Raw genomic sequence first — 15546 nt, 5'->3', positions numbered from 1 at the left:
CCGCTGGACTGCTATTCCTCGCCCATGCGCAGCGCGGCGATGAACGCTTCCTGCGGAATCTGCACGTTGCCGTATTCGCGCATCCGGGCCTTGCCCTTCTTCTGCTTTTCCAGAAGCTTCTTCTTGCGGGTGATGTCGCCGCCATAACACTTGGCGGTGACGTCCTTGCGCAGCGCGGCAATCGTCTCGCGCGCGATGACCTTGCCGCCGATCGCAGCCTGGATCGGAATCTTGAACAGATGGCGCGGGATCAGGTCCTTCAGGCGCTCGCACATGCCGCGCCCGCGCTCCTCGGCCACCGCGCGGTGCACGATCATGCTCAGCGCGTCGACCGGCTCGTTGTTGACGAGGATGCTCATCTTGACGAGATCGCCCTCGCGCAGTCCGATCTGTTCGTAGTCGAAGCTGGCATAGCCGCGGCTGATCGATTTCAGCCGGTCGTAGAAGTCGAACACCACCTCGTTCAGCGGCAGCTCGTAATTCACCTGCGCGCGCCCGCCGACGTAGGTCAGCCCCGTCTGGATGCCGCGCCGGTCCTGGCACAGCTTCAGGATCGACCCGAGGTATTCGTCGGGGGTGTAGATCGTTGCCTTGATCCACGGCTCGTCGATCTGCTCAATCCGGTTCGGATCGGGATAATCGGCGGGATTGTGCAGCAGTATCTCACGCGCGTCGTCGGTCTTGCTCGCGCGCAACTGGATGCGATAGACCACAGACGGGCTGGTGGTAATCAGGTCGAGGTCGTATTCACGGCTCAGGCGCTCCTGGATGATTTCCAGGTGAAGCAACCCCAGGAACCCGCAGCGGAAGCCGAAGCCAAGCGCCGCGCTCGATTCCATCTCGAACGAGAACGAAGCGTCGTTCAGCCGCAGCTTGGCGATGCTTTCGCGCAGCTTGTCGAAGTCGGCGGCGTCGACCGGGAACAGGCCGCAGAACACCACCGGCTGCACTTCCTTGTAGCCCGGCAGGGCCTCGGTGGCGCCCGCCTTCACCGTCGTGATCGTGTCGCCGACCTTGGCGGTTTCGACCTCCTTGATCTGCGCGGTGATGAAGCCGATCTCGCCCGGCCCCAGTTCCGGCAGTTCCTCGCGCTTGGGCGTGAAGCAGCCGACGCGGTCGATCAGATGCTCGGTGCCGCCCTGCATGAACTTGACCTGCAGGCCCTTCTTGATCACCCCGTCGACCACGCGCACCAGGATGACGACGCCGAGGTACGGGTCGTACCAGCTGTCGACCAGCATCGCCTTGAGCGGGCGGGTTCGGTCGCCCTTGGGTGGGGGGATGCGGGCGACCACGGCGTCGAGCACGTCCTCGATGCCGATGCCGCTCTTCGCGCTGGTGAGCACCGCCTGGCTCGCGTCGAGACCGATTACTTCCTCGATCTCGGCCTTGACCTTCTCGGGCTCGGCCGCGGGCAGGTCGATCTTGTTGATCACCGGCACGATCTCGTGGTCGTGCTCGATCGACTGGTAAACGTTGGCCAGCGTCTGCGCTTCCACGCCCTGCGCCGCGTCCACCACCAGCAGCGCGCCTTCGCAGGCGGCCAGGCTGCGGCTGACCTCGTAGGCGAAGTCGACGTGGCCCGGGGTGTCCATCAGGTTCAGTTCGTAGGTCAGCCCGTCCTTAGCCTTGTAGTTCAGGCGGACGGTCTGGGCCTTGATGGTGATCCCGCGCTCTTTCTCGATATCCATGTTATCGAGCACCTGCGCGCTCATCTCGCGGTCGGTCAGGCCGCCCGTGAACTGGATCAGGCGGTCGGCCAACGTCGATTTGCCATGGTCGATATGGGCGATAATCGAGAAGTTACGGATCAGTGCAAGCTCGGTCATGCGCCGCCGTTAGCAGCGGCGGGCGCACAAGTCAGCCACCTTCGTCATCCCACCTTGCGCAGGCCCGCCGGCTCGGTCTGCACGGCCGGTACCGCCTTCACCGCCACCGCCGCGATCCGCCCGTTTTCGTCAAGGTGCAGCGGTTCTGCGAACTCCACGCCCATGCGCTCTCCCTCGCTCCATTTGCAGATCGCGGTGACGGCATAGGTTTCCGACAGATAGAACCGGAAGCTCGTCTCGGGCGGCACGTTCCACAGCCCTTCGATCAGCGCGCCCGATTGCGAAATGTTGCGAACCGTGCCGTTGTAGCGGTGGCCGCCATGTTCCAGCACCACCTTGCGCAGCATGGCCTGGCGCGGCGCGCGGGCGGAACGGGGGCCGTGCGCCACCGCGATCAGGCCGGTCGACAGCCGCGCCGCGGCGTCCAGCGCGGACAGCGGCCGTTCGTAGATATAACCCTGCACATGGCTGCACCCGAGTTCGCGCACGAGGTCCAGCTCGTCGAACGTCTCGACGCCTTCCGCCGTGGTTTCCATCCCCAGCGCTTCGGCCAGGCTGACGATCGAGGCGATGATGGCGCCGTTGATGCTGCCTGGCTGCGTTGCGCCGCGCACGAAGCTCTGGTCGATCTTGATCTTGTCGAACGGGGCCTTCTTAAGATAGCCGAGCGAGGAATAGCCGGTGCCGAAATCGTCCAGCGCCATGCGCACGCCGATCGCCTTCAGCGCGCGGAACATCTGTTCGGTGCCCTCGTCATCGTTGATGAACACGCTTTCGGTGATTTCCAGTTCCAGCCGCTGCGGATCGACCTGCGCATGGGCCAGCGCCTGCGTGACGATAGACGGCAGAGCCGGATTAGCGAACTGCAACGCCGAAACATTGACCGCCACGCGCACGTTCGCGGGCCAGCGCGCCAGATCCTTGCATGCCGTGCGCAGCGCCCATTCGCCGATTGCGGCGATCATCCCGGTATCCTCGGCGATCGGGATGAACTTGGCCGGCGAAACGAACCCGTGCTGCGGATGGTTCCAGCGCAGCAGCGCCTCGAATCCGGTGATCTTCTCGGTCGCCGTCTGCACGACCGGTTGGTAATAGAGTTCGAGCCCGCCGTTCGCCACGGCGTCGCGCAGATCGTTCTCCATCTTGCGACGCTCCTCGGCGTCGCTGTGCAGGTCGGCCGCATAGAAATGATAGCGGCCGCGCCCGCCGTCCTTCGCCGCATAAAGCGCAAGGTCGGCGTTGCGGATCAGCGCCTCGCTGGTCACGCCGTCGCCGGGCGCCAGCGCGATGCCGATCGACGCGCCGATCGTGACCCGGCTGCCTTCCAGCGAATAAGGCTGCGAAAGCGCCTCGATGACCCGCGCGGCGAGATGCCCCAATTCGTCACGATCGATCTTGCCGGGGAAGATGACCTGGAACTCGTCGCCGCCGAGGCGGCCAACGCGCCCCATCGCACCCACCGTGCTCTCCAGCCGCTGCGCCACCTGCTTGAGCAGCGCATCGCCGGCGGGGTGCCCCATGGTATCGTTGACCTGCTTGAAGCGGTCGAGATCCAGCAGGAACACGCTGCACTCCCGATGCTGCTCCTGCGGCGCGTTGAGAATCTTCTCCAGCGTCTGCGAGATGCGGAAGCGGTTGGACAGCCCCGTAAGCGAATCGAAATGCGCCAGGCGCGATGCATGTTCCTGCGACCGGCGCTTTTCGGTCAGATCCGCGCCCGAACCGCGAAAACCCTGGAAGTTGTTGAAGGTGTCATAGGTCGGCCGGCCCGTGATGGACCACCAGCGCTCGTCGTCGCGGCACACCGCGCGCACCGCCAGTTCGCTGAAGCTGGAGCGCGCCGAAAGGTGGAAGGTGAGCGTGCGCTCGCCGTCGCCGGACTGTTCGGACAAGTCGAACAGGTCGGTGAAAGGCTTGCCGACAAGGTCTTCCGTCTTGCGGCCGACGGTTTCAGCCACGGTCGCGGACAGATAGGTCAGTTGCCCGCGCCGGTCGGTTTCCCAGAACCAGCCCTGCCCGGTCTCTTCGTATTCGGCGAGGAGCTCCTGCGCGCGGGCCTGCACGCGCTGCGCCTCTTCGGCCTGCTCCTGCGCGAGCCGTTCGATCTGGCGCTGGCGCAGGAAGGCGATGACTGTGATGACCGTGCCGATCGCCAGCGTGGTGAAGCCGCCAATACGGCTGGCCACGCACGTGACGCCGGACCACATCGCGATCTGCGCGACAAGCACGCCTGCAAGCCGCCCGGATTCGGTCACGCTCGCCAGCAGCGAAATCGTGACCAGCACCGCCAGGCATTGCAGCCACGGCATCAAGCCGGCCATCGCCAGCAGGCCGATGGCGGAGCCATAGAGCATCATCGGCAGACCGATGACCAGGCCCATCAGGCTCATCCGCTGGCCGGTGGAAAGCCGCTTGGTCTGTTCCAGCCGCACCGCGTACACCGAACAGAACGCCACCACGATGGCGATGCCGGCCAGGACCGTCGGCACCAGAGGCGGCACCACCATGTTAAGCCCCGTGAGCGCCACCATGCCGCCGAGCATGGCGATGCCCATCTGCGGCCATTCCTTGGCGATCAGGTTGTTCTCGCGCCCCACCCCGAACAGGAAGTTCGACATCGCGGTGCCATCCTGCACCGGACTCGTCCGGTCCCGACGGCGATGCGTTCGCGCGAAATCGCGCACGCCAACGGGCGGCATCTCCTCGGTTTGAGAAGCTAACTGCAAGCGGGAACTTTCAAGATCGGGCATTGGCCCCGATTGCCCGATTTGCTTTGAGAAACGGTTAAGCGGCGCGCCTCGGAAACGGCTTCGGTCCGCCCTTTCTCGTGCGGTCCCGGCATGCTAATCCGGCGCCGGTTTGCGGAGGCAGGGTTTCGGTTCGTGTCGGGTACAGCGGAATTTTCGATGATCGGCGTTGCCGGACGGCGGCTTCGCATGGGGCAATGGCATCGCGAAGCCTCAGGGCGGCGACCGCTGGTCTTGCTGAACGGCATCGGCATGAACATCGAATTGCTGGAGCCGGTGGCGCGGGAACTGGACGATCGCCGGATCATCAGCATCGACATGCCGGGCATCGGCAAGTCGCCCGATCCCGTCTTCCCCTATACCATCCCCTGCATGGCGCTGACCCTGGCGACGTTGCTCGATCGGCTGCGGATCGACCGTGCCGACATTGCCGGCATCAGCTGGGGCGGCGCGGTGGCGCAGCAGTTCGCGTTCCAGCACCGCGCCAAGACCGGTGGCCTGATCCTGGCCGCCACCGCATCGGGCGGCGCGACGATGGTGCCTGCCAACGGTTCGATGTTCAGCCACCTCGTCGATCCGATGGAATATACGGTGGAACGGGCGCTGCGCCGCAACCTGGCCTCGCTCTACAACGGCGGTGGGCGCGGCAGCGTGTCGTTGAACGCCGCCAAGGCGCCCTCCCCACTGGGCTGGGCCTGCCAGATGACCGCGTTCGGCGCGTGGAGCAGCGTTCCCTTCCTGCCGCTGATCTCCCCGCCCACGCTGATCATGGCGGACGAGGACGATCAGTTGATCCCGCCCGCCAATTCGCACTTCCTCCACAATGCCATTCCCGGCAGCCAGCTCGAAATGTTTCGCGGCGGCGGGCACCTGTTCATGCTGTCCGATCCGGTTGCCTTCGGGAATCGCGTGCGCACGTTTCTGGACGCCGCCGCCCGCAAGGGCTGACCGCACACGCCGCTTCCCTTTTCCCCGTCGCGCGCTAGCATCCGGCAAAACGAGCAGGACAAGCGCGGGAGAATGAATGCGGCACATCGCCATTATCGGTTCCGGTCCCGCCGGATACTACACCGCCGAAGCCGCGCTCAAGCAGTGGGGCGAAGATGTAAAGGTCGACATATTCGACCGCCTGCCCGTTCCGTTCGGCCTGATCCGCACCGGCGTTGCGCCCGATCACCAGTCGATCAAGGGCGTCTCGCGCCGCTATGAGCAGACGGCGCTGTCGGACAACGTGCGCTTCGTGGGGAACGTCACCATCGGCCAGGACGTGAGCATCGAGGAGCTGGGCGGCTTCTACGACGCGGTGGTCCTCGCCACCGGCGCCCCGCGTGACCGGCCGCTCGACCTGCCCGGCGATCGGCTGGGCAATGTCTTCGGCAGCGCGGCTTTCGTCGGGTGGTATAACGGCCACCCCGAATTCACCTCGCTCGCGCCCGATCTTTCAGGCGAGACCGCCGTGGTGATCGGGATGGGCAACGTGGCGCTCGACGTGGCACGCATCCTGTCCAAGACGCGCGACGAATTCGCCGGGAGCGACATCGTGGCGCACGCGCTCGACGCGCTCGATGTTTCGAAGCTGCGGCGGATCGTCATCCTGGGCCGGCGCGGCCCGCACCAGATCATGATGACTCCCAAGGAACTGGGCGAACTTGGCCATCTTTCGCGCGGCACGCCCGCGGTAGATCCGCAAGACATGCCGGACGAGGCCGAGGACGCCTTGCTGGAGCCAGGCCTGCGCAAATCCGTCAACCACCTGCGCGCCTTTGCGCACAACAGCGCCGCTGGCGCGGACATCGCCATCGAATTCGATTTCTTCGCCGCACCTCGCGCCCTGCTCGGCAATGGCAAGGTGGAGGCGATCGAGGTCGAACGGACGCGTATCGAAGACGGCCGCGCGGTCGGCACCGGCGCGTTTTACGAGCTGCCGGCCAGCTTGGTGGTCAGTTGCATCGGCTATCGCACCGTGCCCGTTCCGGGCGTTCCCTTCGACGAACGGGCGGGCCGCTTCGCCAACGACGAGGGGCGCATCCTGCCCGGCCTCTATTGCGTCGGCTGGGCCAGACGCGGGCCTTCCGGCACGATAGGTACCAACCGTCCGGACGGATTCGCGATCATCGAACAGATCGCCGCAGACATAGGTGAAGGTGCGGGCAAGGCGGGGCGCGCCGGATTCGACGCGCTGGCCGAAACGCGCAAGCTCGATGTGGTGACGTTCCGCGACTGGAAACGCATCGAGGAAGCCGAATCGGCGCGCGCGCGCAGCGGTGCCCCGCGCGAGAAGTTCGTGGATGTGGCGGACATGATCCGCGCGCGAGGCTGACGCACCGCTCCGCGATGCGGCGAAGCCGCGTGCCCTTCCGATCAGTTGCGGCACGCAACGGATTGACCACTGCGTACAGACGTGCGTTAATCACACGGTTAAACGCGACGGCCCGCTCCTGACTACACGCGGCCGCGCGGGGAGAGGAGCAAGCGCATGCCCCAATACGATCTCATCATTCGCAACGGCACGATCGTCGATGGCACGGGCCGTCCGCGTTTCAAGGGCGATGTCGCCGTGCGCGACGGGCTGATCGCCGCCGTCGGCACCGTGCATGGCGATGCCGCCGAGGAAATCGACGCCAGCGGCTGCGTGGTCGCGCCCGGCTGGGTCGACATCCACACGCATTATGACGGTCAGGCGACGTGGGACGCGGAAATGGCGCCCTCGTCCTGGCACGGCGTGACCACCGTGGTCATGGGCAACTGTGGCGTGGGCTTCGCGCCGGCCGCGCCCGACCGGCACGATTGGCTGATCGGCCTGATGGAAGGCGTGGAGGACATCCCCGGCACCGCGCTGGCCGAAGGCATGAAGTGGGACTGGGAAACCTTCCCCGAATATCTAGACGCACTGGAGCGCCTGCCGCGCAGCGTGGACGTTGCCACCCACGTTCCGCACGGCGCGGTGCGCGCCTATGTGCTGGGCGATCGCGAACGGCCCGGCGCCGTGCCGACCGACGAGGACATGGATCGCATGGCCGCGATCGTGGAGGAAGGCGTGCGCGCCGGGGCGCTGGGCTTTTCCACCAGCCGCACCGTGATCCACAAGTCGGTCGATGGCGAACTCGTGCCCGGCACCACCGCCACGGCCGAGGAACTGATCCGCATCGGCCGTGCCATGGGTCGCGTGGGCCATGGCGTGTTCGAAATCGCCTCCGACATGAAGCGCGAATGGGATGAATTCGGCTGGATGGGTGCGATCAGCCGCGAAACCGGGCTGCCGGTAACGTTCGCCGCGCTCCAGTCGATCGCCAAGGAGCTGCCGCTGTCGGAACAGATCGCTGAAATGGAGCGCCAGAACGCGCAAGGCGCCAACATCGTCGCCCAGATCGCGCTGCGCGGGAACGGCATCGTCATGGCCTGGCGCGGCACGGTGCACCCGTTCCGCTTCCGCCCGAGCTACATCGCCATTGCCGATCTGCCGTGGGACGAACAGCTTGCCCGCCTGAAAGACCCCGCGTTCCGCGAGAAGCTGCTGGCCGAAGCCAATGTCTATCCGGAGAGCGACATCATCCACCTCTTCCGCATGATCGCGGAAGGCTGGTTCAACCAGTACCAGATGGACGACGATTTCGATTACGAACCGCAGGCCGAAGCCAGCATCGCCGCGCGCGCGGCGGCACGGGGCGTGACGCCGGATGCCTATGCCTATGATCTGATGATGGAGCAGGACGGCACCGGCTTCATCTACCTGCCGATCCTGAACTATGCCGATGGCAATCTCGATTTCCTGGAAGCGCTGCAGGCCCGCGACGATTGCGTCAATTCGCTGTCGGACGGCGGCGCGCACTGCGGCACCATCTGCGATGCGGCCAGCCCCACCTTCATGCTCCAGCACTGGGTGCGCGATCGCAAGCGCGCCAAGGATCGCCAGGAGGGCCGGCTCACGCTCGAACACGCGGTCAAGCGCCAGTGCCACGATACCGCGCGGCTCTATGGCCTCGACGATCGCGGGGTGCTCGCGCCGGGCTACATGGCGGACATCAACGTGATCGACTTCGACAACCTGAAGCTGCTGCGTCCCTGGCTCGATTTCGATCTGCCGGCGGGCGGCAAGCGCCTGCTTCAGAAGGCCGAGGGCTATGACGCGACGATCAAGTCCGGCGTGGTGACATTCCGCAAGGGCGCGTGGACCGGGGCGACGCCGGGCGGGTTGGTGCGCGGACCGCAGCGCGTGGAAGCGCTGGAGGCCGCCGAATGAGCGACGTGCAGGCGATCCGCATCGGCGCGCCCGCCACTCTGGACAGCCTGCACGCCGATACCCTTCCCGATCCCGGCGCGCCGGGGCCGGGGCATATCCGCGTGCGCCTGGCTGCCTCGTCCCTGAACTACCACGATTTCGCGGTGGTGACGGGCATGTTGCCCGCCGCCGCCGGGCGCATTCCGATGTCGGACGGTGCGGGCGAAGTCGTGGCCGTGGGCGATGGCGTCCGGAGCGTCGCTGTGGGCGATGCGGTAGTGTCGACGTTCTTCACCGACTGGGACAGCGGGCCGCCCCCGTCGAGCGCGTTCACCACCGTCCCCGGCGACGGGATCGACGGCTATGCGCGGACCGACGTGGTCGTGCCGGCGCACTGGTTCACCCGCGCGCCGGCGGGCTATTCGCACGCCGAAGCCGCCACGTTGACATGCGCGGGCCTCACCGCGTGGCGCGCGCTATTCGTCGATGGCGCGACCAAGCCGGGCGATACCGTGCTGGTGCAGGGCACGGGCGGCGTCTCGGTCTTCGCGCTCCAGTTCGCCAAGGCCGCCGGGGCACGGGTAATCGCCACCAGTTCCTCGGGCGAGAAACTGGAACGGCTGCGCGCGCTGGGTGCGGACGAAACCATCAACTATCGCGAGGTGCCCGCCTGGGGCGTCAAGGCGCTCGAACTGACCGGCGGGCGCGGCGTGGATACCGTGGTCGAAATCGGCGGGGCGGGAACGCTCGACCAGTCGATGATGGCGGCCCGCGTGGGCGGCCATGTCGCGCTGATCGGCGTGCTGGCAGGCTTTGCCGGGCCGGTGCAGACCGCGCTGCTGATGGCCAAGAACCTGCGCGTGCAGGGGCTGACGGTCGGATCGCGGGCAGACCAGCTGGCGATGATCGCCGGCGTGGAGGCCAACGGCATTCGGCCCGTGCTCGATCGCCGCTTCCCGCTGGCCGCGCTGGCCGACGCTTTCCGGCATCAGGCGAGCGGCGCGCACTTCGGCAAGATCATCGTCGATATCTGACCGGCGTGGGGAATCAGGCCGCCCGCGCCATTCGGCGCGGGTAGCCGCCCCTGTTCGCATCGAGCACGAAGTGTCCGACCAGTTCGGCCATGCGATCGGCCTCCCCGGCCAGATTGCGCGCGGCGGCGGTCGCCTCTTCCACCATGGCGGCGTTCTGCTGGGTCATCACGTCGAGTTCGCGCACCGTCTCGCGCGTCTGGCCGATGTGGTTCGCCTGCTCACCGGCTACGGTCGCGATGTTGTTGGCAAGATCCGCGATCTCGCCAACTTTGGTGACGATCCGCGCGAACGTGTCGCCGGACTGGCCGACCAGTTCCACACCGCGTTCGACCTGGACCGAACTTTCCCCGATAAGCTTCTTGATATCGAGCGCCGCTTCCGCCGATCGCTGTGCCAGCGCGCGCACTTCGTTGGCAACGACGGCGAATCCGCGCCCCGCATCGCCCGCGCGCGCGGCTTCCACGCCCGCGTTGAGCGCGAGCAGATTGGTCTGGAACGCGATGCCATCGATCACCGAGATGATCTTGCCGATCTCCTGCGCGGAACGATGGATGTCGTTCATGGCGTGGACCGCCTCTCCCACCACCGCGCCCCCCTGCTGGGCATCGTTGTGCGCCTGCTGGACGGAATCGCGCATGTGCGAGGCGTCTTCTGCCGTCGTCTGCACGCTGCTCGCCAGCGTCGTCATCGAAGAGGACGCCGCTTCCAGCGAAGCGGCCTGCTCTTCGGTGCGCGTCGCCAGATCGTGCGATGCCTCGCGGATTTCCCGCGCGCCAAGGTCAACGTTCTGGGCGGTTTCGGAGACAGCGGAAAGCGCAACGCGCACCTTTTCGCACATCGTTTCGAAATCGTTCTGAAGCTCGACGAACTCGCGCGGAAGGTCGGTCAGCGCGGCGGTGAAATCGCCGTCGGTCATCTTGCGCAGGGACTCGCCCAGCTTGTCGATCACGGAGCTGCGCAACGCCGCGTTGGCGACATCGAAATACGTCGAAAGCGCGATTTCCATGTCCAGCATGGCCATCTTCAGCATGGCGCTGATCGCCTGGCCCAGCTTGCGCGATCCGGTCACGCCAAGGCCGGAACCAGCCGCCATCGCCACGATCACATCGGCCAGCACCCCCGCATAGGCACCGATGTACCACCCCGGCTCCAACCCGATCTTCGCATGAATGTTTCCGATGCGGCGTGCCCGCGCGTTGTAGGCGTCATCAGGCCGGCCCTCGAACATCTGGCGCCAGTGATCGAGTTGCTTCTGCTTGGCGTGTTCCACCATCGCCTGCGAACTGAAGAAGCCGGAAAGCGAAGGTTCGGCCGCGATGCCATCGTAAAGCCGGTCCAGCGCAGGCGGCGCATGCTTCGCCAGAGCGCGCAAAATCGCGGGAAAATGCGTCTGCTCCTTCTCCCCGATATCGAAGAAGGCAATCTTCCTGCTGAAGTCCTGTCGCTTGTCGTCCACGGCCTAATTCCTCCTGTGCCGGCGCCGGTTTATCCGACGGTGCTTCAGTCCGCCTCAACGCCGGCATAGGGATATTTCCGGACTTCCAGACGCGAAAAGCCCCGCAAGCGCGAGCTTGCGGGGCTTGATGGTTCCGGAACGGATGCGCTGGATCAGACGCGCATCGGCATCAGCACGTAGAGCGCAGGGCTTTTCTCGTCCTTGCGGATCAGCGTGGGCGCGCCCGCATCGGCCAGGTGCAGTTCCACCGTATCGCCGTCGATCTGGCTCAGGATATCCTTGAGGTAATTGGCATTGAAGCCGATCTCGAAGCCTTGCGCGGTATAGTCGGCCGGGAGTTCTTCGGCCGCGGTGCCGTTGTCCGGGCTGGTGACCGACAGCGTCACACGATCGGTTTCCAGCGCCATCTTCACCGCGCGGGTCTTTTCGGTAGCGATCGTCGCCACGCGGTCCACGCCTTCGAAGAAGCTGCGCGGATCGAGCCGGAGCAGCTTGTCGTTCCCGGTGGGAATGACGCGGCTGTAATCGGGGAACGTGCCGTCGATCAGCTTGCTGGTCAGCACCACGCCGTTCTCACCGCCCAGCGTGAAACGCACCTTGCTGGCGGAAAGATCGATCAGCACGCTGGTATCGAGCACTTCTTCCAGCAGCTTGCGCAGCTCGCCCACGCATTTGCGCGGGATAATCACGTCCGGCATTCCTTCGGCACCATCCGGGCGCGGCAGCGTGTAGCGCGCCAGACGGTGCCCGTCGGTCGCCGCCGCCTTCAACACCGGTTGGGCCTCGTCCGAAACGTGCAGGAAGATGCCGTTGAGGTAGTAGCGCGTCTCTTCGGTCGAGATCGCGAAGCGGGTACGGTCGATCAGTTCGGCCAGCACGCGCGCCGGAATCTCGAAGCTGGTCGGCAGATCGCCTTCGACGATCACCGGGAAATCGTCGCGCGGCAGCGTGGGCAGCTGGAAGCGGCTGCGCCCGGCCTTCACGACCATGCGGTTGTCCGCCGTTTCCAGGCTCACCTGACTGCCATCGGGCAGCTTGCGCGCGATGTCGAACAGCAGGTGCGCCGACACGGTGATCGCGCCGGGCTGGTCCACCGACGCGGCGGGCATGGTTTCCACGATCTGCAGGTCAAGATCCGTGGCCATCAGGCGCACCGTGGCATCCGGCGCGGCCTCGATCAGCACGTTCGACAGGATCGGGATCGTGTTGCGCCGTTCCACCACCGATTGCACGTGGGACAGGCACCGCAGCAGGGTTGCGCGTTCGATCGTCGCCTTCATTCTCGTCTCGATCCCCCCAGTCGGCCGGACGCCATGTCACTGCAATGGGTGCAGTCGCAACATCAACATCCGCCGGGCTGTGTAAACGGCCTTATCGCGCGGAATCGCACGGTTCGGCTCCGGTTCGGACCACCTTCCTTAACGCACGGGACCGCTTGGGCAAGCCGCCCATGCCCCGTTCGGGCGGAAGCTGTGCATAAATGGCGCAAAAGCTTGGGGAAGAGCAAGGTTGCGGTAACTATTCGAGCTTGCGCTGCCCGTCGAACATCGCCGCCGTGGCCGAGATGTAGGCGTTGATCAGCGCCCATGCCTCTGGCGTGACCGAGGCCGGGTTGATCCCCGCATCCGTCATCGCGATGGTGATCCGCCGCAGATCGCCCTGGGTGATCTGCTCCGCCGGGTTGTTGGCCTTGCCGGGGCCGATATCCAGCGCGTCGTCGATCAGGGCATGGGGCACGCCAGCGGCCTGGAGCCGGTCTCCCAGCACATCGCGCGCCATGCGCCCCATGGCATAGGAAAAGTAGGCCTTGCGCGCCGCATCGTCCATAAACTGATCGTCGCCGCAGCGATCAACCACGTTCTGCAGATCGCGCAACGCCGGCCCGTCGGACTGCTGCGCCAGCATCGCATCGGCCAGCCGTGCGTCCAGCCCGGCCGGCGCACGCTGCACCGCGCAGGCCAGAGCCTCGGGCGAACGGGCTTGCGCCGGCACGCCCGCCAGCGCCGTCACCATCGCCAGGACGACAGCGGCACGGGCCAGCAACTCCGCAAACGGTCGCCGCATCGCGATCAGGAAAGCATCGCCATGCCGCCGTTCACGTGCAGCGTCTGGCCCGTCACGTAGCCCGCTTCCTTCGATGCGAGATAGGCCACCGCCGCGCCGATGTCGCTGCCCTCACCCATGCGCCCCATCGGGATACGAGCGTTGAGCGCGTCCTTCTGCGCATCGGGCAGCACGTCGGTCATCGCGGTGCGGATGAAGCCCGGCGCCACGCAGTTGACGGTGATGTTGCGGCTGGCGAGTTCCTGCCCCAGCGACTTGGACATGCCGACCAGCCCGGCCTTTGCGGCGGCGTAGTTCACCTGCCCCGGATTGCCGGTGGCACCGACGACGCTGGTGATCGTGACGATCCGGCCGAAGCGCGCCTTCATCATCGGCTTGGCCGAGGCGCGCATCAGGCGGAAGGCGGCTTCCAGGTTGACGCGGATCACCGCGTCCCATTCCTCGTCCTTCATCCGCATCGCCAGGTTGTCGCGCGTGATCCCGGCGTTGTTGACGAGGATATCCAGCTTGCCGAGCGTATCGAGCGCGGCCGGCACCAGACGCTCGACCTGCTCGGTGTTGGAAAGATCGCAGGTGATCTCCACGTGATCGTGGCCATACGTATCGTTCAGTTCCTCGCGGAACGCGCGCAGCTTGCCGGGATTGGTGCCCGACAGCGCCAGCCGCGCGCCCTGCCGCGCCAGCGCATGACAGATCGCCGACCCGATGCCGCCGGCGGCGCCGGTAACAAGGGCGGTCATGCCGGTAAGGTCGAAAAGGCGGTGTTCCATCGATTGCTCCATTTTTTTGTTCGCGCAGAGTTCGCTGAGAACGCGGAGATTCAGCCGGTTGGCCGATAGTCGTTCACGAGCCTGCGAATGCCTTCTTTCATTGTCAGACCCGAGAAGTTTAAAAGCAGCCCGACGGGCTGCCTCATCAACCGCAGATAGGTCAGCAACTGCTTCGCATGGACCTTCGTCAATTGCTCGACGGCCTTGATCTCCACGACCAGTCGATCGTCAACCAGAAGATCGACACGGAATGCCCCTTCAAGCCTCAAACCGTCATATTCGATCGCCACAGGAACCTGCCTTGCCACCTTGAAGCCAGAGCGTTGGAGACCTGCCGCAAGTACCACTTCATAAACGCTTTCAAGCAGGCCCGGCCCAAGTTCCCGATGAACTTTGATCGCTTCCCCCACCACGGCGGCGCTGACGTCATTAATGTCCAACACCCCCTCCGCGTCCTCTGCGATCTCTGCGCGATCCTATCAAACCAAAATCACAAATCCTTCGCCAGCGCCTCTATATCGGCCATGCCGATCACGCTGGTGACCGAAACGTCCGCCACCGTGCGGTTGATCATCGGGCCAAGCACCTTGCCGCCCAGTTCGACGAACTGTTCGACGCCCGCGTCCCTCATCGCGATCGCGCTTTCGCGCCAGCGCACGCGGCCGGTGACCTGTTCCACCAGCAGGCGCTTCACTTCGGCCGGATCGGTGACCACGGCAGCGGTGACATTGGCGAACAGGGCCACGCGCAGCGCGGCGGGCGGGGTCTTGTCCAGCGCTTCGGCCATGGCGTCGGCGGCGGGCTGCATCAGCGGGCAGTGGAACGGCGCGGACACCGGCAGCAGCACGCCGCGCTTGATCCCGTGTTCCTTGACCAGCGCCACGGCCCGGTCGATCGCGCCCTTGTGACCGGAAAGGACCACCTGCGTCGGATCGTTGTCATTGGCGACCGTGCAGACCTCTCCTTCGGCCGCCGCTTCGGCCAGCGCCGTCGCCTTCTCGATATCGGCGCCCAGCAGCGCGGCCATCGCCCCCACGCCCACTGGCACCGCCGCCTGCATCGAACGCCCGCGCAGTTTGAGCAGGCGCGCGGTATCCGCCAGGCTGAAGGCCCCCGCGGCGCAGAGCGCGGTATATTCGCCCAGGCTGTGCCCCGCGACGAAGTCCGCCTTGTCGGCCAGCGCGATGCCGCCTTCCTTTTCCAGCACGCGCAGCACGGCGATGGCATTGGCCATGATCGCGGGCTGGGCGTTCTCGGTCAGGGTCAGCGCGTCTTCGGGGCCTTCCCGCATGATCTGGAACAGCTTCTGCCCCAGCGCGTCGTCCACTTCCTCGAACACTTCGCGCGCAATCGCGCTGGCTTCGGCCAGTTCGACACCCATGCCGACCTTCTGGCTGCCCTGCCCCGGGAAAACGAAAGCTCTCATA

12 protein-coding genes are annotated in these 15546 nt (G+C 65.8%); 4 read left to right on the top strand and 8 right to left on the bottom strand.

All coding sequences use genetic code 11. The annotated features are described in order from the left end of the window. Positions 1-11 precede the first annotated feature (11 nt). Together lepA and EH199_RS00370 are read right to left on the bottom strand one after the other, a co-directional pair. Complete coding sequence (gene lepA / locus EH199_RS00375) at positions 12-1829, bottom strand: translation elongation factor 4 (RefSeq protein ID WP_124807310.1); 1818 nt, start codon at positions 1827-1829, stop codon at positions 12-14. Between the two features lie 44 nt (positions 1830-1873). Beyond that, positions 1874-4528 (bottom strand): EAL domain-containing protein, encoded by a 2655-nt coding sequence (locus EH199_RS00370; protein ID WP_124807309.1) that lies wholly within the window; start codon positions 4526-4528, stop codon positions 1874-1876. 207 nt (positions 4529-4735) lie between these two features. On the opposite strand from EH199_RS00370, the gene EH199_RS00365 reads away from it, so the two are divergent. From EH199_RS00365 to EH199_RS00350, 4 genes are all read left to right on the top strand, one after another. Further along, complete coding sequence (locus EH199_RS00365) at positions 4736-5524, top strand: alpha/beta fold hydrolase (RefSeq protein WP_124807308.1); 789 nt, start codon at positions 4736-4738, stop codon at positions 5522-5524. A gap of 76 nt (positions 5525-5600) precedes the next feature. Continuing rightward, positions 5601-6896, top strand: coding sequence for an FAD-dependent oxidoreductase (locus tag EH199_RS00360; protein ID WP_124807307.1), 1296 nt, complete (start codon positions 5601-5603; stop codon positions 6894-6896). Positions 6897-7052: 156 nt separating this feature from the next. Then, a complete protein-coding gene (locus tag EH199_RS00355) occupies positions 7053-8816 on the top strand; it encodes an amidohydrolase family protein (protein WP_124807306.1) in 1764 nt (587 codons plus the stop codon). 5 nt (positions 8817-8821) lie between these two features. Further along, entirely contained in the window at positions 8822-9829 is a 1008-nt protein-coding gene (locus EH199_RS00350) for an NAD(P)-dependent alcohol dehydrogenase (protein WP_124807645.1), read from the top strand. Positions 9830-9842: 13 nt separating this feature from the next. On the opposite strand, the gene EH199_RS00345 is transcribed toward EH199_RS00350, so the two are convergent. The 6 genes from EH199_RS00345 to fabD form a co-directional block, all read right to left on the bottom strand. Further along, a complete protein-coding gene (locus tag EH199_RS00345) occupies positions 9843-11285 on the bottom strand; it encodes a methyl-accepting chemotaxis protein (protein ID WP_124807305.1) in 1443 nt (480 codons plus the stop codon). 152 nt (positions 11286-11437) lie between these two features. Beyond that, entirely contained in the window at positions 11438-12565 is a 1128-nt protein-coding gene (gene dnaN / locus EH199_RS00340) for a DNA polymerase III subunit beta (protein WP_124807304.1), read from the bottom strand. 238 nt (positions 12566-12803) lie between these two features. Then, positions 12804-13349, bottom strand: coding sequence for a hypothetical protein (locus EH199_RS00335; protein ID WP_124807303.1), 546 nt, complete (start codon positions 13347-13349; stop codon positions 12804-12806). A 5-nt stretch (positions 13350-13354) separates the two neighbouring features. Next, complete coding sequence (fabG, locus tag EH199_RS00330) at positions 13355-14119, bottom strand: 3-oxoacyl-[acyl-carrier-protein] reductase (protein ID WP_124807302.1); 765 nt, start codon at positions 14117-14119, stop codon at positions 13355-13357. A 50-nt stretch (positions 14120-14169) separates the two neighbouring features. Then, positions 14170-14559, bottom strand: coding sequence for a GxxExxY protein (locus EH199_RS00325; protein WP_206694597.1), 390 nt, complete (start codon positions 14557-14559; stop codon positions 14170-14172). 50 nt (positions 14560-14609) lie between these two features. After that, entirely contained in the window at positions 14610-15545 is a 936-nt protein-coding gene (gene fabD / locus EH199_RS00320) for an ACP S-malonyltransferase (protein ID WP_124807300.1), read from the bottom strand. Between the last annotated feature and the right edge of the window lies 1 nt (position 15546).

Origin of the sequence: Novosphingobium sp. LASN5T (assembly GCF_003856955.1) — a bacterium.
Classification (GTDB): Bacteria; Pseudomonadota; Alphaproteobacteria; order Sphingomonadales; family Sphingomonadaceae; genus Novosphingobium.
This window is presented reverse-complemented; position numbering and strand designations above follow the sequence as displayed.

Bases quoted from the DNA above. Each gene is read 5' to 3' on its own strand.
- EH199_RS00355 (WP_124807306.1), top strand. From the start codon at position 7,053: ATGCCCCAATACGATCTCATCATTCGCAACGGCACGATCGTCGATGGC.
- EH199_RS00360 (WP_124807307.1), top strand. From the start codon at position 5,601: ATGCGGCACATCGCCATTATCGGTTCCGGTCCCGCCGGATACTACACC.
- fabD (WP_124807300.1), bottom strand. From the start codon at position 15,545: ATGAGAGCTTTCGTTTTCCCGGGGCAGGGCAGCCAGAAGGTCGGCATG.
- lepA (WP_124807310.1), bottom strand. From the start codon at position 1,829: ATGACCGAGCTTGCACTGATCCGTAACTTCTCGATTATCGCCCATATC.
- dnaN (WP_124807304.1), bottom strand. From the start codon at position 12,565: ATGAAGGCGACGATCGAACGCGCAACCCTGCTGCGGTGCCTGTCCCAC.
- EH199_RS00365 (WP_124807308.1), top strand. From the start codon at position 4,736: ATGATCGGCGTTGCCGGACGGCGGCTTCGCATGGGGCAATGGCATCGC.
- EH199_RS00370 (WP_124807309.1), bottom strand. From the start codon at position 4,528: ATGCCGCCCGTTGGCGTGCGCGATTTCGCGCGAACGCATCGCCGTCGG.
- fabG (WP_124807302.1), bottom strand. From the start codon at position 14,119: ATGGAACACCGCCTTTTCGACCTTACCGGCATGACCGCCCTTGTTACC.
- EH199_RS00335 (WP_124807303.1), bottom strand. From the start codon at position 13,349: ATGCGGCGACCGTTTGCGGAGTTGCTGGCCCGTGCCGCTGTCGTCCTG.